Raw genomic sequence first — 22,389 nt, forward strand, 5'->3', positions numbered from 1 at the left:
ATTTTTTCTTATTCGGCAAGCCCTACTTAACTACATGCCTCATGAAGCTTAATGCAAAGTCTTGAAAAGATTTTGGTGGAACAGCTCCTTGAACTTGTTGCTAGATTTTAGTAAGCATTCACAATCGACAGCAAGGCAATCCCATCAGTTTTTAAGCAAACCTATCTTCATTCCCCCTAAAAATAGGCAATCACAATGCTCATCCCATTACAGTTAACCTTTTATTTCTGTACCTCTAAATCCCTAGGCCTCCTTCTTTTCAACATCACCAAAATATGACGTTGCAATATGGTCCAGTTGCCCGGCAATGTCTCCAAAGGCAGTATTCAAATCCAACGTTTTCACACTAATTTTATTTCCACTCATGATAAAGTCGGAGTCTGGCACAATGGTTTCTTCGGTTCGGGCATACAACAGCATTCCCGCTACATTACCGGTATTGCCGATATCCTGATTCTTTACATAGGTAAAAATCTGATACAGGTTGTTGGAATGAAATGTCCTGCTGCCATACCGGTTCTGAACTTGCATGGTATGCGCATAGTATTTTGTATCGATGATCAGTACTTTGTTGCGGGATTTTAGTACGATGTCTGTCTGCATAACAGGCAAGAAATCAACCACTCCATCATCAATGTTCCATGCTATCTGTGAAGCGGCTGCCCGCAAGCTTGGATAGTGATACCGATAATACTCCAATACAAATTTTTCAAACAGACGTGACATTTGTTGATCACCCAAAAAAGTAGCCATTTTGTACTTGCCTTTGTCTGTGGAGAGCAGCAGGCCATCCAGAACAAAATAGCAGATGTTTATGAGCATCTTATAGCTTTGATTGTTTTTCTGAAACTGCAGGATGTTCCATTTAATGCACGTTGGTTCAATCATATCCACCCTATTAAAATGCAGCATCACTTTTTTCAAAGCTTTTCTTCGTTTAACGTTTAAAGATGGCTGCTGCATGAGTATGACAGATGTTGTTTTCAGGATTTGGTTGAATACATTATTTTCCGACAGCTCATCATATTCGCAGGAGAGCCTTTGCTTCCGTTGAAGTTTATGATGGATTGTCCCATGAATGTCCAGTTTGCCGCGTAACACGGAAAGGTTATCATAATGTGATACATATTCCTTATACAAGCCCTGTTTCAGTTGCCGGGCGATCCCTTTCGCAAGGATGGCAGCAAACAGATCTTGAATGTGCTCAAACTTTTCTGATGCCATTTCATCATAGTTTGATCGTTTCAGTACACGAAAGGCGTAAGAGAGCATATAATAGATATTTCTGATCAGAATGCCTTTATCTTTCGTCATTGAAAACACCGCGCAGTATGTTTTCCCAGCGCTGCAATTTGTCCGGTTCATCAAACCAGTATTCATGCAGCATCGGAAGAATATCGTATTCAACCACTTCCTTCAGCCATTCATCCGTACATTCAGCCTGTCCACAAAAATAACTGTGGCCAATACGAAAACCAGGCCCAAGTGAACTGTCAGCAGCAATTTCCTGATTCAGTTCCTTTATGCGTTCAATTAAAATGTTAAACGTGTCATGATCCAATGCTGACTGGTAGGATTGAAAACAGGCAGAATGAAATCCCGGTTCAATTTCAAAGAAGCTGAACCGGCGGCGCAAAGCATAATCGATCATTGCAAGGCTGCGGTCAGCTGTATTCATCATCCCGATCATGTACAGATTCTTTGGAACAGTGAACGGCATGCCGTTATAAGCAAGCGTTGCCTTTGTGCCGCGATAATCTTTTTCAATTAGCATGAGCAATTCACCGAATATTTTACTCATGTTGCCGCGATTGATTTCATCAATTATAAAGAAGAACGGTTGGTCCGGTATGTTCGCTGCCTTTTGGCAAAACTGGTAGAAAATGCCGTATTGTAATTCAAACCCATCCTCTTTAGGTTTATATCCCATCATGAAGTCCTCATAGGAGTAATTCTGGTGAAACTGAATAAACGCAATGCGGCTATCGTCTTTTAACCCCATCATTGCATAAGCAAGCCGCTTTGCTGCAAAGGTCTTGCCAACCCCCGGAGCTCCCTGCAAAATCAGATTCTGTTTATGCTTTAGCAAAGAGATGAGCGTTTCGTAACGTTCTTCAGTCATATAAACCTCTTTCAAAAATTGATCTTTGGAGTAAGCTTCAATGGGTTCTTTCCGGGCAACCGGGTTTTCCTCGCGAATCATGTCTTGAATAAAATCATATTCTTCCTTGGTCAGTTTGAAAAGACTGCCCTGTGGATTCTGGAAATATTCCATTTTTTCCAGCTCAGGACAATTTTTCAATGTTGCATAATCGATCGGTGTGGCAAGCCCTTCTGTTTTTTCAAAATAAAGATTTTCTCCATCACTTTCTTCAATCACTTTCGCAAGTGCTACAACCTTTTTCACCGGATAAGATTCATATCCAATAATCATGTCGCCAGCCTTCGCATCCAAAAAGTTTTGAAAAATGCGGCGTTTGTTGCCATTTTCATTATACAGTGTATATCGCTGCGTCTCGCCGATGTCGATATCCGAGAAACGCCAAATTTTAGGATTAGCATTGAGCCACCAGTAACCCTGCTTCTCTTTACCTTGGTTGATTTTAGCTTGTGGCTCCTCTTCATACAAAGGAATTTCAGAAAGGTCAAACTGATCCAGTGCTTTGCTCAATTCATCACGCAGTTTCCACATATAATTACCTGCCATATCTTTGTCTGCATGCTTTCCAACATATAAAATCGGCCACCACTTTGCATTATCGTTATGAGATGTCATCAAAGGACATCCCGTCATCTCGGCAACACGCTTTGCAAGAGCAGAAGATCCACTATTATAATAGTTCGGATTATCCCCATATTTTTCCGAAAGCTGCTTACAAGTGGCTATGCCGCCATGGTCTTTTATGCGCTTCATGATTTTAAGACTATTTGTTTTAAAAACACGTCCATCTGCAAGCAGGGCGAGCCATTCCTCCGTTGTGATATTTGGGTTATAATCCGTTGGAAACCATTCGCCATGATCTTCAGTAGACTTTTTTGTATAAAAACGGCTGATATAAAAGCCCATATCCATCGTCAATGTCTTCAATGCTTTATCAGGGTAGCAACGATCCGTAAGCACGGATTGCAGCATTTGTACCAGTTCTTCATCTTTTTTCAATTGTTCGCAAATTTCATTGTAAAGGTGAAAACCCCCTGTGAGATTACTAGAAGAGGATCCTTTTTTGGGAATAAAAGCACTGTCAAGCACTTTTGCCACATCTCGGCATTCTGAGTATTTGTAAATATAATATTTATCCGGATAACGGAGCCAAAGGTATGTGCTAATGGAATTCAGCGTTTGAAAATGTTGTTTCCATGTGCCTTGATCATATTTAACACGCATTGCTGCTGCATCGGACTGGAACTTCTCAACCCGTTCCACAAAATTCTTGGATTCATCATAGAGATTAATAAACATGGCTCTTGTCGCTTCTTCATCTGCCTCAGCGAACATCTGAATCATTCTTCTTGGGTAATTGTTCAAGGGTGCGAGTAGATTATTCGTTTTGTCTGTTGCTTTCGTGAACATCTCGAGAAAGTCAGAAGCATTGATATCCCAATGATCTTGGAAATGCTGTACCGCTTCCCATTTATATTTTTCATCTTCCCAGTGCGTTGGGAAGTTTTGTTTATATGCTGCTATGACAGCTGCTAACGAATTTTTGTTGATCATAAGCTATGCCACCTAAAATTTCATTGTATCTTTGATATCGTTCATGATTAGCTATACTTTTGCTTCGTCTCCGCAATCCATTCTGGCAACTTGGTCGTTAGTGTCATATTATGCTTTAATAAATTACCAGCCGTTTGATTGGTTGCTTTGCTGTAATCAACACTGCTTATGAGTTCATTGATGTAAGGAACAACATCAGGCTTTGAAATAGAATATGAATTCACTGCTTTTGCAAGTAGTTCACTATCTAAACCCCACTCCGAAGAAAATTGAATGACCGTATCGCGCAGCTTATCCGCTTTCCAAATTTCAAATGCCTCATCAAAGTTCAAATTGCTCGATAAGTTACCAGGTACAAGCTCAGTATCCACAAATTCCTTTAATAGTTGTGCTTGCTCATGGTCTCCCATGTTACTTAACTCTTGAATTTGTTCGTAAATAATGCGGAGGGTTTCACGATCCACCGTTTGCACGCCGTACGGTGAAGTAACTTTTGAACCTATTAATTTTATAATATGGTTTGCATCAATGACTTGTATTCCTGCCAATTTCGTTTTCCCAGCAAGCGGATGAACGGTTGATGGCGCAGGTGGGGTTCCGGGCTTCCTTGTTAAGTTTTTATAAGCACCGACATACTGCAGCCAAGTGTGCTCGTCAATTCCAAAAGTATCATCATTCCACTTAAATTCATAGTACTGTTCTACCAAATTTAACTGCTCACCAGCATCTTTAAAAGCAAGGATAAATGCTTCTTTTTTCTTCTCATCATGTTCAATATTTTGCCATTCAGTTGGATCAGGTAAAGTCGGAATCATTTCAGACACTTTGATTTTCAATTTCTTTACAGCCGTTTCGTAAGTATCAACAATGGCCTTACTGCTCTTTCCCCCGCTTCCATATAGCTTCAGGGCCTGATTCACCATTTCTTCAGTTATTCGGGGATACTGGAAGTTGATAATCGTTCCAAACTCTTTTTCTGAACCAAAGACACGATTGGTACGGGAGTAAGCTTGGATCAGGCCTTGAAGTTCAAGCGAACGGTCAACATAAAGCGTATTCAGACGTTTCGAGTCATAGCCTGTCAACAGTTGGTCTGCCACAATGACGAGGTCGATATTTTTCGGGTTTCGTCCACTGCCGCCTCGTGTCGCGCGCTCTACAAGATCCTCAAAATAAGCATCTTCACCGTGTTTTTTATCACCAGCTACAAACTCAATGCCAGTAAATGCAGCGTAGTCCTTAAACATCTCGTTGACAATTTGGGGATCTAATGGCGTGGGATCATTCTCACTACCGAAACTAAACGTCATCGCCACATTTAGCTTTTCCCCACGTTCTTTTAGTTGTTTTTTAAATTCATGATAATAAGCAATGACACGATCTTTATAGGCAACCGTCAAAATGGCATTAAATTCTCTTGCTTGTGATTGTGATTCCCAATTATTCAGAATTTCTTCTACTACCCGTGGAATATGTGTTTCGTCTTGGTATACAAGCAGTCCTCGTTTTTTAGCTTGCTTTTCAACATCCGCTTCTGACATTTCTTGAACTTGGCGTTCGATTTCTCTGTCCGTCCATTCAGGATGTTCTTCCTTCATTTGTTCAGCGATCTGGTCTCTTAAATCATCATAGCTTTTAAATTCTCCGGTGTTGATATAGTCAACGTGAAAGCCTAATACGTTTTTATCGGCAATCGCCTCGTCAATCGTATATTGGTGTAACATTGGCCCAAATAACTTTTCAGTGGTATTGATGACTTCACTTTTTTCATTGATCTTGCCTTTGACCTTATTTTCATCAAATAAAGGAGTACCGGTAAATCCAAAGAAAAGTCCATTTTTCTTGAAATAGCGTTTTATCGTTCCCATCATCTGCCCCATCGTCGTGCGATGGGCTTCATCAATGATAAATACCATTTTCTTATCTGCTAAACGATGATCGTGTGCTTCTTCCAGTTCCTTCACTAAAGCATTGAGTTTGAAAGTTGTCGTGACGACAATTCCATTCGTTGCTGACATCAGTTTCTTTTTTAGCTGGTAAGTGTGTTTTGTATCATCAACAGAAACCGGCTCATAGGCAGCATATGCTTTGAAGTTTTCACTGGTACGATTATCCAATTCACGTCTATCAACAAGGAAGACGACTTTATCAAATCCTGCTCTTGTCGATAAAAACAAAGCAGTCTTGAAACTTGTGATCGTTTTTCCTGAACCAGTCGTATGCCAAACAAAACCGCCATGAGGCATTTTTTCATCATTGTCCCATCCAAATGCAGCTCCTTCAACCGCTTGCAGAGCATGGACCTGATAGGGACGCATTAACATATGTCGCCTGTTTTCCTCATCTCTCGCTTCATCAATGACTAAGTAATCGCCAACCATCTGATGTGCCATTGGAATCATCAAAAATTGTTCAATTACTTTTTTCCAATCGTTTATTACATTGTTATCTTTATCTGCCCAATGAAAGACGAAACTAGGATTAAAATCTTCTATTGTTTTAGGTGTGGCAAAATAGCGAGTGTCAATTTCAGAAGTGATGACCATCATCTGCGAAAAAGCCATAAAGTTATGACTGTATTCGCCATCACGATAGTAGCGTTTAAACTGTCCAAATGCCTCGTCCAGCGTTTTGTCCGTGCGTTTTTGTTCGATATTGATTAAGGGCAAGCCGTTGATCAGCAGGACAATATCAAAACGGTTGTTGTTGGGGGTCTGTATTTCTCTCGCAATCCGATAGCTCGAGTCCCCACCACGTACTTCAGCTTTTTTAAAAATCGTCAACGTGATTTGTTTTCTCGTGATTTTCGGATTGTCATCACGGTAGATGCCATCGATCTTACCTTTTGATCCTTCAATAGCCAAAATCTTTGCAGCCTCATAGCTATTGCTGATTTGATTGACCTTTGCCATCACCTGTTTGAACTCATTATCGGTTAATTCCACGCCTTCAAGCTGGTCAGCATTGATACGGTTGAGTTCACTACGCCAGTGCGAAACCAAGTCAGCAACCGTTACTTTTTGCTTATTGCCGTTTAAGAACTCGGGTGCTTCCCATTTATATTTTTGCAGTTCTTTTACAAAATTCTCTTGAAAAGTTTTCTCAGCCGCACTCTTTGGTGTATTGCTCATTATTTGCTCCCCCTTTATACAAACATCTCATTGAGGTATGCTTTTTTGATGTTTTGTAGTTTTTCGAGCTTACGTTGATGGAGGGTGATGAGGTTGTCGAGTCCCACAAAAAAGCTTCCTATTTTTTTCTGTTCCTCTATTTCTGGAACTTTGTAATTATATACATTTAATTCATCACGATTGATTTTTGGCATTCCTGTCCGAGATGAAACAGATACTGAATATTTATAAAAGTCCTTAGTCTGTAGTATAGAATACAAGAAATTTTGTACCACTCCGTTCTTTGCATTCAATATATAAGAATCCGCACTGGCAAGCCCTTCACATGGCGCAATTGCATACTTTCCAAGCTGCGGATTAATCTTTCCATAGATTATATCACCTTTGTAAAAATGAAATTTTCCACTTATTAAATTGCTATCTTTAACTTTTAGTACATTATCTAAAATCTTCCCTGTAAATGACTCAATGTTTCCTGGACCAATATGTGGTAATTCATCATAAAGCCCTGTCCTTGGATCTACCATATTTGTAGATATATCTACAGTATCTTCCCACTTCCGCTGTTCCCAAGCTTGCGTAAATCCTGCAAATCTTCGTTTTGGCACACGCTCACCTTCAGCGGGAAACATTTCAGAAAGATAAGCGGATTTTATTGCTTTCATTTTTTCTAACTTACGTTGATGAAGGGTGATAAGGTGATCGAGGTTCTTGAAGAATGCGCCAATTTTGACTTGCTCTTCAACGTTCTTGGTTATCCAAGCACCTTGATTTTTAAGTATTGTGAAGTGACGTTTATAGCCTTGTGGTTCAGGTTTATATCTTTCTAGTAACGAAAACAGAAAGTCACCCTCAAGACCATCTGCACTCAATATTTTTACTCCATCAGTCGCAATAAAGAACGGTTTAGTCGGTTTGTAAAGCGATACTGTATGATCGCCAAACAGCGTTACATCCCGATAATTTTCAAAAGGTGTTCCATTAGTATATCCAGCAACCGGCCTATCTCCTTGTTGAATTACTTCAAAGTCTCCCTCAGCATTGGGCTCCGCTAAATATGGTCTGAATTGATGTGTTTTTACCACTTTCCCCAACTTACGCTGTTCCCAAGCGTCAGTGTTTTGAAATTCTTTAAATCGCCTTTTTGGCACCAATTTTGTTTGTTCCATTATTCTTCCACCACCAATTCACTCATCATGGCTTTAAGTGTTGATTCTGAGTCTCGAATTTCTTCATCAATTGCTGACAAGGTATCAGCATAGCGATTGTGTAGCATTTGCAATGTATCCAACTCTTTTTTTATCGGTTTCCATACCAAACCAACTATGGCATCCAGCGTGTTGCCAAACCATTTTTCATACATCAAGTTGTCAATTTCATCATTTGTCAAAGTTAAAATACGTTCTTGTACAGCTTCCTTGAGTGCTTTTTCATCCGCTTTCACGGCTTTGTTAAGCGCTGATTTATCTGCAAATAATGTTTCAACTTTTTTCAGTAGGTTATATTCAACGGTTTCCTTGCTTGCCTTTTTTAACGCAGCCTTGATTGATTTGCTTTCAAAAGCCTCACCTGCTTCATTCAAGCACTCGCCTAGAGCATTGGCTTCATCGCTATCTTCCTCTTTCGCAGCCTCAACCAACTCAGATAGCTCCGTTTCAATCTCCTGAATGCGGGCTTTCTTTGATTCAATTTCTTTTCGTTCATCACTGTATAAATTTTTTGCAATCAACTCATTTGGTACAATACTGCCAACCCAGCCGTCTTGTTCTTCACGTTTTTTATTTCCGGATCCTTTCGTTACCATATTGGGCTCACGCGTACGACCAGCTGTATAGAAACCACTTGATTTAATGATTTCCGCATCATGTGCCAGTGTATTTTTCCATATCTCCGCTACAATTTGGTAGCCGTCATACACATCAATATATTGGAAGGATGAAAGAATCTGCTTGATCTCAACCAGCATGTCGTCCATTAACTGCGTCAAGCTACTGCTTTTGTCAACATTTCGTAAAACGTCCCAGTATTTATCGATATAGTTTTTTGTTTTGCTTTCGATTTCTTTTGATATTTCAACAATGCGAGCGTCACTCAATACATCATTAGAAATTTCCTCAACGGGTTTTAACAGTTCGACATATCCTTCACGAATTTCTTTTAATGATCGTTTCAAAACATCTGGCACGGTAGACTGTAGAACCTTCAAATCGTCAATGTTCTTTTGAGGAATCCCGCCGAGTAGGTGAGCATCCACATCGTGCGGAATTTCTTCTTCATTCGCCTGGATATAACGGGGAATGTTCATATTATATTCATTTTTCCTTATTTCCTCACGAGTTGCCAGGTGACTGTACCCTTCCTCTTCTCTTCGTTCAACATATGTATCCACAATTTTTGCAATGTCCTTTTCTTGCAGGACATTTTGCTTTCCAACTTTAATAAAGCTATGAGATGCGTCAATGATTAAAACAGGATCGTCAAATTTTCGGTTCTTCTTCAAGATGATGACAACGACTGGGATCCCTGTATTGGTAAATAAATTACTTGGCAAGCCGATAATGGCATCGATGTAATTTTTTTGAAGCAATCGTTTGCGAATTTCGCCTTCTGCTGAACCACGGAACAGCACCCCATGAGGCAAGACAATCGCCATCGTCCCGTTTTGTCCTAAGTGGAATAATCCATGTAATAGGAAAGCAAAATCCCCTTTAGAATCTGGTGGCAACACTCCAGCAACTTCAAAACGAGGGTCACTAACTTTTAACCCTGATCTGTTCCAATTTTTCGCTGAATATGGCGGGTTCATCACCACTGCATCAAATTGTACGCCTTCATTTGGACGTTCTGGATCTTCTGGCCAGTCTTGAGAAAGTGTATCTCCGTTTTTAATGGTCATTTTTTCCGGCCGAACACCATGCAGCAACAAATTCATACGGGTTAAATTATAGGTTGCTGTGTTCTTTTCTTGCCCGTAATAACTCAGATTCTTTTGAGCATCTTCATCTAAATGCTTTCCAACTGTTAAAAGTAGCGAACCAGAGCCTACAGTCGGGTCATAAATTGACTTGATTTCTGAGGTTTTTGCTACAATTTGTGCCATGACTTCACTGACCTGTCGTGGCGTGTAGAATTCCCCGGCTTTCTTCCCTGACTCCATCGCAAACTGGCCGATAAGATACTCATACGCCTCTCCAAGTACATCGCCTTTTTGTAATTTCACCATGTTCAGGTCGGCAAACAGCAAAATCAGTGCCTTAATATTTTTGCTACGTTCATTTAAGTTGCTGCCTAAAGCGGTATCTGTTAAATCAAGCGTTGAACTTGAGAACAGTCCTTGAAAGTCATCTGAATCACCAGACACAGCAATCGTACGCTCAAAGTGATTCAAGCTGTCCGTTACTTTTTGAACTTCAAAATCTCCTGATTTAATGTCTTTTAACCAAGTCTGATAGAGATACTCAGGCGAAACATAATAACCGAGTACGTGCCGAATCATTTTCTCCAGCTCCTCGCCGTACTCTGCTTTTGCCTTTGTGTATTCTTCCAATAGTTCAAACTCAGACATTTGCCCAATACCACTGGTCACTTTGAACGTTTCTAATGTCTTATCGCTCAAAAACTTATAGAACATTAATCCAAGCATATAATCTTTGTAACGGCTGGCATCCATTGAACCACGTAGTTCATTTGCCCCATCCCATAATCTACGTTTAATTTCTTCTGATGTAATCAAGTTGTATCCCCCATTTGTTATATTTCTCGAATCACATATTGGCTGTATCAACGTCTAAGTCTAAATCAAATTCCATCGATTCATCCAATTTTTCTTGAAACATGTTGATATATATTGCAAAAAATCCTCACATGACGTGCAAACTTATTAGTATATCCATATTAATATGCCAGCTGTGGATCATCATTTTTCTTCCAAGCTGATTGTTGTGTGCTTTTTATTAGTACAGCTTAATATGCTTCTATTATATCAAAAATGGATTTCCTTCAATGAAAAATCTTGGTTCATCATAAGTTTTCATCTTACACCTCCATAAGATCTCCCTTACAGCGCTGTAATGACACCTAATTCCATTACCGATGAAGCTTTTATTTGTACCGGAAATACCCAGTTGGCCCTCGCGTTTATTTCCTGTCCAACCAGTTTTATTTTGCAACCATTTTCTTTTGCATAGCGGTAAGCATATGCCAAGAGGCGTCCGGTTCCAAAGCTTCCGTCATAGACTGTGCCTTCCTGAATGTTCAGCAGTAATGGAAGCAGTTTAGCGATAACTCGAGGAGTTATAATCTCTGCTCCTGTCTTTCCTGACCTGTGGACGATCAAGCAATTCATCAAATATTTCGGCATAATCATCTGAATTTGGTCTTGGATACTGATTCACAACTGTCGCAAACTGGTACAAAGCAGCGTCATCTAATTGCTCCGAAATTCGAACCTCTTGGAATACATTTTGCAAAAAGGGAATTTTTTCTTCGATCGTCTTTAAACTTTCTTGTAGTCGTTTTTTAATCCATAACCATTAAGCGTCATTTGGCTCCATAAACTGGATTCAGGCATTCCCGTTGCCAATTTGTCACTGCTTTCAATGTACAAATGTACCAAGGTAACGCAAGACCCGCCACCGCAAAAAAGCCCTCACTCTTAAAGAGTGAAGACCCGTTTTCAATGCATGCCTTTCCATTCTCCCTGGTTTTTGGAGGATTTCATTTTTTTTGCTTTTTCTTTGTGCATGCGATTGGCTGCCGCGCTGCCTGCCCCATCGCCCAGCTGCTGCAATTCCCTTGAATACTCGGAATCGGTTTTGGCTGAGTCAAAGCCTTCTTTGTTCTTTTGTTCGGCACCGTGCTTCCGTTTTGGCATATTCATCCCTCCTTCACCTCTAGTATGGGAATTGAAAAAGCAAATATGCGAAAGCAGGCATTGCGGAAGCGGCTACTTTTTTCTAAAAAAGAAAAAAGCCTTTTGTATGGCCGTAAGCGCGATGACTTCATGTAGCATCCTAAACCACCTGGTTATTCGTGGCCGATGCCTACTAAATACAAACTTTTCACGGCTTGATACCCGAAATGTATGCCAAATCCAATTAAGGCAATCCCGGCAATGACAGACAGCCATTTTAAAAAACGCTGATGAACAAATTTTCTTCCAAAGTGAACGGAAGAAGCTACCGTTATATCCCAGGCAGCTATCCCAATAAAAATCGCGCTGCTGTAAAGTAAAGCTTTTCCCGAATTTACCGTATTTAAAATTGTGGTTAAAACCGACCCATAAATGCCAATCCAAAATATAATATTCAGTGGATTAGAGATCGCAATCAAAAAGCCTGACAGAAAAGATTGCAGCAAATTTCCTTTCTTTTTCTCCTCTGGTATGGTGATTTCTCTAAAAGCATCTCTAATGCTCTCATAGCCTAAGTATACAAGAATGATACACCCGAAAATCCACATAATCAGCTTCGCAACTGGTGTAGTTAAATATGTAGATACACCGAAATAAATCAAAAACATTAAAACAACATCGGCGGACATCCCGCCCAAGCCGACAAACCAGGAATGCAAAAAGCCTTTCTTGATCCCCCTCTTAACCATTTCAATCGTAATGGGGCCAACTGGCACTGAGAGGGAAAGCCCTAAAACAATGTAGCTAAAAATATTCATGTGCTCACTTTTCTCCCTGCAATTAAAACTCCATCTGTCTCTGACAGCTAATACTGCCAACCCGCTGTTTGTTAAAATGGCATCTTCATTTACTGTTGATCAAAAAACGGGCACCATCATCCCCCCTTAAAAAATATGAGTGTGTATCTTCATACACCTATTTTAATATTTATCCAGTCTGAAATAAATCATTTTTTGCAATTTTTTCCTACTCCACTCATTTACTTTCACACCTTGAACAGTTGGTGTTGGAACCCATTTTGATATCGCCCAAACAACAGAGCGACAAAACCGGCCGTGATATCACCAGCCCATCATTTGACATGTATCCATATTCTCTTTACGATAATGACAAGAAATAAAATTTCCGGGGAAAAGGAGACTGATGATGTCCATTTACGACTATTCTTTTGAACGGCTTACTGGAGAAGAGAAAGAGTCTTTGGCCAAATATAAAAACCAGGTGCTGCTTATTGTCAATACGGCAAGCAAATGCGGATTTACACCCCAGTATGAGGGGCTGGAGCACCTTTACGAAAAGTACAAAGACAAGGGGTTTGCCGTGCTTGGCTTTCCGAGCGACAGTTTCATGAAACAGGAGTTTGACGAAAGCGAAAAAATTGCAGCATTTTGCCAAGCCAACTATGGCGTAACATTCCCGTTGTTTAAAAAAAGCAAAATGAAGGGAAAAGAAATGAACCCGCTGTTTGCCGAATTGCTCGAGCAGACAGGCGAGAAGAAAATCACATGGAATTTTAATAAATTTCTCGTCGACCGGCACGGCCATGTCATCGGCTATTACGGCTCGCGGACAAAGCCGGAAGACCTTGAGGAAAAGATCGAGGAACTGCTGCAGGTATAGCAATAAAAAAGCGGGAAGTTTCGGCATCCCGCCCGTAACGTTACGCTGATTTTGTCCATGCATTGAAATAGCGTAAAGAATATATCCTTTTTAATGGGAAGACATCGTTCCAAATGTATCCGTGCATTTGGATGGGCGTGTGTCTTCCCATTTTCCATCTGCAGGAAAACTATTTCATTTTCACCGTCAATAAAACCGATTTGCCACGTTTTACCGATGTTTCAGCTGTTTTGCTTAACGTGTCCACGGCATCAAAATTGGTGACGACGACAGGGGAGATGATGCTTTCCGCACGTTCCCTGATTTGTTCGAGGTCAAAGGTGACCAGTTTATCACCTGCTTTTACACGATCCCCCTGTTGAACAAAGCCTTCGAACCCTTCCCCGTTCAAAGCAACAGTCTCCATGCCGATATGAATCAATATTTCCAATCCGCTCTTTGTCTTCAGCCCAACCGCATGCTTCGTTGGGAAGAACTGGACAATTTCCCCGTCCACCGGTGAGACCACAACGCCTTCATCCGGTTCAATGGCTATGCCATCCCCGATCATCTTCCGGCTGAACACCTCATCCGGCACATCTTCTATTTGAACAACCTTCCCGCTCATTGGCGCAACAAGTTCCTCCACTGCAGCTTTTTTTGAAAAAAGTTTAAACATATGCTTCCCTCTCGTATTTTTTGAATACCCTTACTTTAACATAACAAGGAAAAAAATGGTGATCCTGCATCACCCGGAATACCCGTATGAAAATGAGCTGCTGTTTGAAATCATTTGCCTTGTTCCGGGGGTCTTTTAACCAGTTAGCACCAATCCTCGAATCTCCACGCTTCATGAAAAAGGCGAAAAGCTCGCATTCCTTTTCGCCCCTTCCATTATTTCAATCCCGGCCGGTATACCTCGTTCAACCTTCGCACTCCGGACCGTTTTTGAGAAAACCAACGCCTGCCGTCCCGCTTGACAGCCGCCTTAAATGTATATGTTTCACGGCCCTTTATTCATTCCCGGCAGTATTTTGGTTGCCTCAAGTATCCGGTTCGTTTAAAAGGAGAGGCTTTCGCTGTCCCACAATTGTTTGACAGCGCCTGCCATATAAGCTTATACAACTCATTATTCCATCCCCGGCTGGTATTCCGAATCTGGTTCGTTTTTAAAAGGGCCAGCGATGCTACGATGTTTGGCAGCTGCCTGCCGCATAAACCTGCGCGGCTGTTAGTGCAACTCCGGCCAGTATTCTTTGTTGGCTTCGATTAAATCATCCAGCAATGCTTTTGCGACTTTTGCGCTTGGCACGGTTTTTGAAAGGGTCAGCGCCTGCCACAACTTTTGATAGCTGCCTTCGACATAAGCCTGCACGACCAGTTTTTCCACGGTGACCTGCTGGTACATCAGCGCCCGTTCAAATTCCGGGATTCTGCCCTGGCTCAGCGGTTCCGGGCCGTCCGTTCCGACAATGCACGGAACTTCCACCATCGCATCATCATCAAAGTTTGCGATCGCGCCGTTATTTTCCACAATCATGACCATTCTTTCATGCGTATTGTAGGCAATCGCACGGGCAAGATCGACGATAAATGTCGCATGGCTGCCGGCAGAAAAAGATTCCTTTTCAGCGGTCCCTTTTTCAACGATTCTTTGAGCAGCGGAGAACACCTCTTTTTCCCTTCCGTCGATGACTTCGTTTGCCCGCGTGTAATGGATATCAGAATGTTCCACCACATAATCCGGGTAAAAGTAATATTTCAAGTACGTATTCGGTAAAAATCTCGGATCGACCGCCAAAAGATCTTTCGCTTTTTTGTGCGTTTCCTGCCAGCTTTGGTCCATATGCTGAGTATCCACTTCAACCTGGGTCAAATAACCATGTTTCGCGACATAATCGCGGATCTCCGGCAAATATTCATGGCCTTCTTTATCTTTAATACTCGTCCACCAGCCGAAATGGTTCAGCCCGAAATAGCGCACATCCAAATCTTTCGGCTGTTTGCCAATGATTTGCGACATTCTCCGCAAAGTCCCGACCGACATATCGCAAATATTTAATCCCAGATTACGAAAGTAAAATAGTAATTTAAAATAAAAAAGTGCCCCATCCTTTGGTATAATTGATTTTGAGAAAAAAACAATAACCAAGAAAGGGGGCACCTTTAAGGTGAATTATATCATTCCTGTCTCAAGAATTAAATATGAATTCAATTTAAAGAATAGTACAAAATTTAGTGGCATCCTCCCATTTCTGCAATTTCTGGAACGGATGAAAATCCAGCAGACTTTCCGGGGGTTTGATTGCTTAAAGAAAGACAATGCCAAATTTCCTCTAAGTAAAATATTTGTATATCTGATTGCGGGCTGGATGGCAGATTGCTCCCGTATGTTTCATTTTCAATCACTCCAGAATGACCCTTTGATTCGTGCTTTCTTAGGAGGAAAATGCCCGCATTATACGCTTTTAAGCAAGGATCTATTAAGGTTGGAGAAAATCGAGGATGCTGCCATAGAATTCAAAGAACGGGTGATGGACATCATCGAACCATGGCTGGATTCCGATCTCATTCTTGACTATGATTCAAGTGTCGAAACGGTTTATGGAAACCAGGAGGGAGCGAAAATCGGGGTGAACCCCCATAAGCCGAGCAGAAAAAGCTACCACCCCCTTCTCGTTTTTGAAGGAAAATCCCATCTTTGCTTAAACGGTGTGCTAAGACCGGGAAACGTCCATTCAACTGACAACGGAATTGAATTTGCCGAGGAAACCTATCGATTGCTTTCCGCTCAGTACCTTATCCGGTACGCCCGTTTTGACAAGGGATTTGGCGGAGAAAAGTTTTACAGTTATTGGGAGCAGCAGAAGATTAACTACGCCGGCAAACTGAAATGGACATCAAGATTGAAAAAGTATGTTGAAAACGACAATTCTCCGTGGATCCGGTATGTTGATGATGAGCTGATTGTTATAGAGGGAAAAACAGTCTACTACCAAGCAACTTCCTGGGAAAAGCCAAGAAGAGTTGCGGTCATCCGAAAAGCTGACAAGTATGAGGAAGACCAGCTTCAATTGTTTGATTTTCTCTGGGATTATGAAGCCATTGTGACAACGATGGACTGGGAACCTATGGATATTTGGAGATTTTACAATCAGAGAGCCTGTCTGGAAAACTATATCAAAGAGTCTAAATATGGTTTTTCGATGGACAAGACTGTTGACCCAATTTCGTATCAGCCGTAATATCGTCAAGTGTACCACGAGGTTGCATCGTAATTTCAAGACCATTAGCAGTAAATCTACTTTTCCTATCCGAATAAAACGGCGCCCGGCAAACTAAAAAGATGGGGTCTCCTCCAAAACAAAACTCCCATTCAGGATGATTTGGATCTTTTGGAATTTCGGAAGGCCAAGGTTCCGGATCATTTTCATTCAAAAATTTAACAACATTCCAAAATTGTTCTTTATAGTCTTCTGCTCGCAATTCATTTTCTGAAGGTTTAAAAAAGATAACTAGTGTCGTTCTTTTACCTATAGATTTGTAGCTTTTTATGTATTCATAAACTCCGTCTCTAATATTTAATAATTCATGCGTATCGTAAGCCGATTCAGCAAATATATAACGAATAAGCCCATTTTTTTCTGCTTCTACTGCAAAATAACAAGGATATGGAGCAGAATCATCAAGTAACGAGTTTCGAAAATCAGAATAGGTGGTAATCATCCATTCCTTTAGAATACCTTTTTCCATTCCCTCTTTGATTTTTTCTTGATCCAAAAGTGAACTAATTTTAATCATTAAGCTTCCCCCCTTTTTTACCAACCGTGTGTATGGTGATAATAATGAGATAATGCCAATTATTGAAAAATTTATATTATTTACAATATTTTTGTGTTTTTGACAATTTTTTCAACATTGCAGCCTAATAATGGTGGGTGCGCGCAGGAGATGTATGCCTTCGAGACTAGCAAACTGAAATAAGATTTGCGATCAGATTCGTAGAAATAAAAAAGAATAGCTACAAGCTATTCGGAGTAAAATTTTTGGACTGTCATTTTGTACAGTCCGAATTTTTATTTATCCTGAAACACGCTAAAATGTTTCAAGACATTTTGAGTTTCTTCTTCTGTGATCCCGATATAACGGAGAGTAACAGAAGGATGAGAATGGTTCAAAATCTCTTGCAACATGGCAATATCCTTCGTGGCTTTATAAAACCAATAGCCAAATGTTTTTCTGAGCGTATGATTACCAACATGCTCTACTCCGGCAAAATCAGCCGCCTTTTTCAGCTGGCGATAAGCCTGTGTCGGTGTAATCGGCCGGTTTCCTTTCCTGGATGGAAAGAGCCACTCACTGTCTAATCCAGCTGCGTATTCATACACTTCCTCAAAACAATGGCCAATATAAATATCGCGGATTTTTTGGGTTTTTCCTTCTTTTACTCGTAAAACCTTCTCTTTTTTGTTTTTCAGCCTCAGAATCGCTTCAGTTTTGATTTTAAGCAGGTCTCCAACCCGTAGGCCTGTTTCACACCCTAACACAAATAAAATGTAATCTCGGGGCAAACAGTGGCGTTTTAACGCCCATTTCATATCGTCTAATTGCTGCTGACTACGGATTGGCTGCACATTTTTTGGTGTCGTCATCTTTTCTCCTTCCCTTTAAAAATCAACGATTTGAATGTACGATTTTGTAGGATGTCTCAATCCTATCGAAGAAAAAGGGAAAAGACAAGAGAATAAGCGAAAATGAATGTATGTTTTTATACAAATTCATACATTGAACGAAATAAAAAGACCACCTTAGGTAAGATGGTCTTTTTCCTTGTTATTCATCATTCTTTAACCTTCAATAACCTTAAACTGTTTAGCGTTACAAGTAATGTTGCTCCCATATCGGAAAATATCGCTATCCAAAGCGTTAACCAACCGGGGATTACTAACAACAATGCTACTAATTTAATTGCTAAAGAGAATGTAATGTTTTGTTTGATGATAGATAAAGCCTTACGACTTAATTTGATGGTATATGGCAATTTACTTAAATCATCAGACATTAACGCAATATCAGCTGTTTCTAATGCTGTATCGGTTCCAGCTCCTCCCATCGCAACACCAACAGTTGAAGCTGCAAGAGCAGGTGCATCGTTCACACCATCACCGACCATTGCGACACCTTGATTTTTCCCTCGAAGTTCTTTAATGAAATTTAATTTATCTTCTGGTAGCAAATCGGCCTTAATATCAGAAACACCTACTTCTTTTCCGACGACTTCTGCTGTTCTTTTGTTATCACCTGTAAGCATAACAGTTTTTTCAATTCCAATTTGATGAAGTTTACGGATCACGGATTTCGATGATTCTCTTATTTCATCAGCAACAGCAATAAACGAAAGAATTTCTTTTTCCGTTCCTAACACTATCACCGTTTTCCCTTGTGTTTGCATCTTTTCAATTTTTTGTTTTTTATCGTTTTCGATACTACCGTGCAATTCTTCAAAAAGAGTTGGACTTCCTACATAATACATTTCATTATTTACTTTCGCTTTTACGCCTTTACCTGTAATGGATTGAAACTCTTCAACCGAAACTCCATTAATATTCAATCCATTTTCTTCTGCTTTTCTTATAATGGCTGTACCAAGTGGATGCTGGGAACCCTTTTCGATGGCAGCTGTAATCGTCATCAACTCATTTTCATTTCCACCAAATGTCACAATATCTGTAACCGCTGGAATACCTTTTGTAAGTGTACCTGTTTTATCAAAAGCAATAACCTTTAAGTGACCTGCTTCTTCTAAATGAATCCCACCTTTAATTAAAACACCGTTTCTTGCCGCATTTCCTATGGCAGTAACTACTGCAACTGGAGTTGAAACAACTAAGGCACAAGGGCAACCAACCACTAATACAGCTAATCCTTCATATATCCAGTAACTCCAATCTCCTCCGAATAATAACGGTGGAATAATCGCAATTAATGTAGCCAAAATGATGATAGCTGGTGTGTAATATTTTGCAAATTTATCAACAAATGCTTGAGAAGGTGCTTTCTCTGCTTGAGCTTCTTCTACTAAATGAATAATTTTCGATAATGTGTTATCTTCAACCCGTTTGGTTACTTTTACTTCTAATAATCCTTCTTCATTTAATGTGCCAGCATAGACCTCATCATCAATGGTTTTGGTTACTGGAACACTTTCTCCAGTGATAGCAGCCTCATTTAATGTGGATGTACCCTTTATAACTATTCCGTCCATCGCTAATTTTTGCCCAGGCTTGACGATCATAATATCACCGATTTGAATATCCTCCACGTGAACCATTATTTCTTCATTTTCACGGCGAATTAACGCTTCTTTTGGAGCGATATCCATCAACATTCCAATCGATTGACGAGCTTTATCCATTGAATAACGCTCTAAGGCTTCGCTAATGGCGAAAAGGATCACAACGGTTGCTCCTTCACCCCATTGTCCAATCAACGCGGCTCCTATTATGGCGATCGTCATGAGCGTATCCATATCGAATTTAAATTTACTTAAATTTCTAAGGCCTTCAATAAATAAGGAATATCCACCTATTAAAATCGATGCAGCATATCCAACCGTAGGGATAATATTATTTTCACCAAATTGCCTTCCTAGAAACCAACTAATAATGAGCAATGCAGCCGAAATATAAACCTTAATATTTTCTTTTTCCTTCCAAAAAGGCTTATACTCTATCCTTTGTTCTTTTTCATCCTGAATCTTTAAATTCTCAAAGGCCCCTGCTTTTTCTAATTCTTCAATCGTTGTTTCACCATAAACTGTAATTTTGGATGCTCCAAAATTTACTTTTGCGTCCTTTACACCTTCTAAATTTTTCACGTTATTTTCAAATTTGGCTGCACAATTTGTACAAGATAATCCTTGAACGCGATAGGTTTTCATTTCTTGTTCAGATGGTAAGGTTTGTTGATTAGACATTCACTTTCACTTCTTTCTTATGGGCTAAAGCAATCGTGATTAATTGTTTAATATGTTCATCTTCCAGTGAATAAAATGCCATTTTTCCTTCTTTTCGATATTTCACTATTCCTTGTTTATGAAGAGTCCGTAAATGATGAGAAGCTGTTGCGACAGAAGAACCAATAATGTTGGCAACATCACACACACACAATTCGTCATCCTGACAAAGTGAAAAAACGATTTTTGTTCTGTTTTCATCTGCAATGGCTTTAAATAATAGGGCAACACTACTTATATCGTGTTTAGCTAATTCGCCTTGTATTCGATTCACTTTTTCTTCGTCATAACAATAAATTTCGCAAGTGTCTTTGGTGCTCATTAATGTCACCTCTTTATATTCAAATGTTCATTTGAATATATTGTACCCCTTTCCTTTTGATAGTCAAACATTTATTTGAATTGATGCTAGTATAGTTTCATGGACACCCTTTAGTGATGTGAAGCGCTTAACAAACACCGGGGCCGTTTGCACAGAACGGGGAACGCGGGGATACCCTTTTTTGAACACAATGTGAATTTTTTTAATGGACGTGAGATTTTTTATGAACATCAAGGATTTACAATACTATAAAAAGCTGTATCAGGAAAAGCGATATACAAAAGTGGCCAATTTTTTCCATGTCAGCCAGCCGGCAATTACCGCTGCTATCCAGCGGCTTGAAAAAGAGCTTGGTACGCAGCTGATCATAAGGGACCAGTCCCATCACGAGATACGTTTTACAGAAAGCGGCCGGCAATTTGAAAGGCATGCCACCCAGATGCTGAAAGAACTGGATATTGCCCGGAAGGAAATCCAGGCATTAAAAATGGAAAAGGTCTCCATTGGCTTGCCGCCGATTATAGGGAACTATTATTTCCCGGCCATTTCCTCCATGCTCGCCAAAGAGAATCTGCTGCAGAATATGAATGTGTACGAGGATGGTTCACAATCGCTGTTTCACAAACTGCTAACGGGGAAAATGGATATGGCCTTGCTGGGCGCAATCCATCCGATAGAAGACGAGCACGTAACGAGCCATTTGCTTGCCCGCAAAAAATTTAAAATTATTGTCAGCCCGCAACATTCGCTTGCTACGAGAAAATCCGTGGCTTTTCAAGAACTGAAAGACGAACCGTTCATTCAGCTGAGCGACCATTTTATTCACCCATTGGCTTTTGAAGGGCTCTCAAAAAAGACCCGGACCCATCCGCCGGTTATTTACCGGACAAATGATATTCAAATCATTAAAGGCATGGTTGCTGAAAATGTCGGCATCAGCTTTCTTACAGAAATTGCCGTCCCGGAATACGCCCCTGTCATAGCATTGTCGCTCGCTGACCCCGGCCAGCCGGAATTTCTCATTTCCCTTGCCTACCGGTCCAATCACATTTTAACGCCTTTACAGCAAAAGTTGGTGGACGTGCTGACGAAGCAGGAGCAGCGAATAAACGGTTCCTGATCAATCTTTTTATACGGATTTCATATGCGGCTGCCGCCCATGCCAGAAACACAGCCTGGAGAAAAACATCATTTTTCCGATTGCCCATTTTCTGCCAAAAAAGTTGGCTCGCAAGCCTTGCCGCCGGACTTTATTTTGGATGCCGGTGCCGCGCCCGTTCCGGCATGGGCGTCTATGTGAAGGAAGCAGGGGAAAATTTTACGATGAATCTTGATGCAGATATTCAATCTGAAGAAAGACCGTGAATGTTGTTGGATATCTGAATGCAGAACGCCTAAATGTGAAGGAAGTCCGGATACATTTAATGCAGAACACTTCCAGTTATGGAACACGGAAACAATCCGTCCATAACCGTATGCAGCGCCCAATCTATGTAATTGGGCGCTGATTGCATTCTATTTTGTATTGGTAAACCCACCGTCAATACGGATGACTTCCCCATTTATGTACTCCGCTTTAGAAGTCAATAAGAAAGTGACCAGTTCTGCCACTTCTTCCGGCGTACCGAGCTTTTTTGTGGAATTCCGCGTGTTGCGTTCGCTTTCATTTCCGGATTTCCTATGATTCATCCGAAC

Annotated in this window: 15 protein-coding genes and 3 pseudogenes; 3 read left to right on the top strand and 15 right to left on the bottom strand. The window is 40.5% G+C overall.

The annotated features are described in order from the left end of the window. Positions 1 to 243 precede the first annotated feature (243 nt). From mcrC to NSU00_RS13235, 8 genes are all read right to left on the bottom strand, one after another. Positions 244 to 1,314, bottom strand: coding sequence for a 5-methylcytosine-specific restriction endonuclease system specificity protein McrC (mcrC, locus tag NSU00_RS13200; protein WP_340703792.1), 1,071 nt, complete (start codon positions 1,312 to 1,314; stop codon positions 244 to 246). Then, complete coding sequence (locus NSU00_RS13205) at positions 1,301 to 3,715, bottom strand: AAA family ATPase (RefSeq protein ID WP_340703793.1); 2,415 nt, start codon at positions 3,713 to 3,715, stop codon at positions 1,301 to 1,303. The genes mcrC and NSU00_RS13205 overlap by 14 nt, the downstream gene beginning before the upstream one ends. A 47-nt stretch (positions 3,716 to 3,762) precedes the next feature. Next, the gene (locus tag NSU00_RS13210; RefSeq protein ID WP_340703794.1) at positions 3,763 to 6,846 is read right to left on the bottom strand and encodes a type I restriction endonuclease subunit R; all 3,084 of its coding nucleotides are present in this window, start codon (positions 6,844 to 6,846) and stop codon (positions 3,763 to 3,765) included. A gap of 14 nt (positions 6,847 to 6,860) precedes the next feature. Further along, positions 6,861 to 8,015 carry a restriction endonuclease subunit S gene (locus NSU00_RS13215; RefSeq protein WP_340703795.1) on the bottom strand — a complete coding sequence of 385 codons (1,155 nt, stop codon included), beginning with the start codon at positions 8,013 to 8,015 and terminating at the stop codon, positions 6,861 to 6,863. Next, the gene (locus NSU00_RS13220; protein WP_340703796.1) at positions 8,015 to 10,579 is read right to left on the bottom strand and encodes a type I restriction-modification system subunit M; all 2,565 of its coding nucleotides are present in this window, start codon (positions 10,577 to 10,579) and stop codon (positions 8,015 to 8,017) included. Before NSU00_RS13220 ends, NSU00_RS13215 begins: the two co-directional genes overlap by 1 nt. Before the next feature lie 324 nt (positions 10,580 to 10,903). Then, positions 10,904 to 11,212, bottom strand: a complete 309-nt coding sequence (locus NSU00_RS13225; RefSeq protein WP_071452125.1) for an N-6 DNA methylase — start codon at positions 11,210 to 11,212, stop codon at positions 10,904 to 10,906. 309 nt (positions 11,213 to 11,521) lie between these two features. Then, positions 11,522 to 11,719 carry a hypothetical protein gene (locus tag NSU00_RS13230; RefSeq protein WP_035189966.1) on the bottom strand — a complete coding sequence of 66 codons (198 nt, stop codon included), beginning with the start codon at positions 11,717 to 11,719 and terminating at the stop codon, positions 11,522 to 11,524. A 152-nt stretch (positions 11,720 to 11,871) separates the two neighbouring features. Continuing rightward, entirely contained in the window at positions 11,872 to 12,516 is a 645-nt protein-coding gene (locus tag NSU00_RS13235; protein ID WP_265114766.1) for a LysE family translocator, read from the bottom strand. A gap of 388 nt (positions 12,517 to 12,904) precedes the next feature. On the opposite strand from NSU00_RS13235, the gene NSU00_RS13240 reads away from it, so the two are divergent. Next, positions 12,905 to 13,378 (top strand): glutathione peroxidase, encoded by a 474-nt coding sequence (locus tag NSU00_RS13240; RefSeq protein WP_340703926.1) that lies wholly within the window; start codon positions 12,905 to 12,907, stop codon positions 13,376 to 13,378. A gap of 169 nt (positions 13,379 to 13,547) precedes the next feature. On the opposite strand, the gene NSU00_RS13245 is transcribed toward NSU00_RS13240, so the two are convergent. Both NSU00_RS13245 and NSU00_RS13250 read right to left on the bottom strand, forming a co-directional pair. After that, a complete protein-coding gene (locus NSU00_RS13245; protein WP_340703797.1) occupies positions 13,548 to 14,036 on the bottom strand; it encodes a PTS sugar transporter subunit IIA in 489 nt (162 codons plus the stop codon). A 552-nt stretch (positions 14,037 to 14,588) separates the two neighbouring features. Continuing rightward, positions 14,589 to 15,419: pseudogene (locus NSU00_RS13250) on the bottom strand (family 4 glycosyl hydrolase); the annotation flags it as partial. 109 nt (positions 15,420 to 15,528) lie between these two features. Here NSU00_RS13250 and NSU00_RS13255 point away from each other — a divergent pair. Next, positions 15,529 to 16,572: pseudogene (locus NSU00_RS13255) on the top strand (IS1380-like element ISBco2 family transposase); the annotation flags it as partial. Here the strand turns inward: NSU00_RS13255 and NSU00_RS13260 are convergent. The 4 genes from NSU00_RS13260 to NSU00_RS13275 all read right to left on the bottom strand — a co-directional run bounded on the left by NSU00_RS13260 (position 16,547) and on the right by NSU00_RS13275 (position 20,694). Beyond that, entirely contained in the window at positions 16,547 to 17,158 is a 612-nt protein-coding gene (locus NSU00_RS13260; protein WP_340702983.1) for a YqcI/YcgG family protein, read from the bottom strand. The pseudogene NSU00_RS13255 and the gene NSU00_RS13260 sit on opposite strands and share 26 nt — an antisense overlap. Before the next feature lie 275 nt (positions 17,159 to 17,433). Continuing rightward, positions 17,434 to 18,009, bottom strand: coding sequence for a tyrosine-type recombinase/integrase (locus NSU00_RS13265; RefSeq protein ID WP_013860497.1), 576 nt, complete (start codon positions 18,007 to 18,009; stop codon positions 17,434 to 17,436). Positions 18,010 to 18,197: 188 nt separating this feature from the next. After that, positions 18,198 to 20,333, bottom strand: coding sequence for a heavy metal translocating P-type ATPase (locus NSU00_RS13270; RefSeq protein WP_340702984.1), 2,136 nt, complete (start codon positions 20,331 to 20,333; stop codon positions 18,198 to 18,200). Beyond that, complete coding sequence (locus tag NSU00_RS13275; RefSeq protein WP_013860499.1) at positions 20,326 to 20,694, bottom strand: ArsR/SmtB family transcription factor; 369 nt, start codon at positions 20,692 to 20,694, stop codon at positions 20,326 to 20,328. Before NSU00_RS13275 ends, NSU00_RS13270 begins: the two co-directional genes overlap by 8 nt. A gap of 223 nt (positions 20,695 to 20,917) precedes the next feature. On the opposite strand from NSU00_RS13275, the gene NSU00_RS13280 reads away from it, so the two are divergent. After that, the gene (locus tag NSU00_RS13280) at positions 20,918 to 21,814 is read left to right on the top strand and encodes a LysR substrate-binding domain-containing protein (protein WP_340703798.1); all 897 of its coding nucleotides are present in this window, start codon (positions 20,918 to 20,920) and stop codon (positions 21,812 to 21,814) included. A gap of 395 nt (positions 21,815 to 22,209) precedes the next feature. On the opposite strand, the pseudogene NSU00_RS13285 reads toward NSU00_RS13280, so the two are convergent. After that, positions 22,210 to 22,370, bottom strand: a pseudogene (locus NSU00_RS13285) (SDR family oxidoreductase); the annotation flags it as partial. Positions 22,371 to 22,389: the final 19 nt, after the last annotated feature.

This window comes from Weizmannia sp. FSL W8-0401 (genome assembly GCF_038009125.1).
Lineage (GTDB): Bacteria > Bacillota > Bacilli > Bacillales > Bacillaceae_C > Weizmannia > Weizmannia coagulans.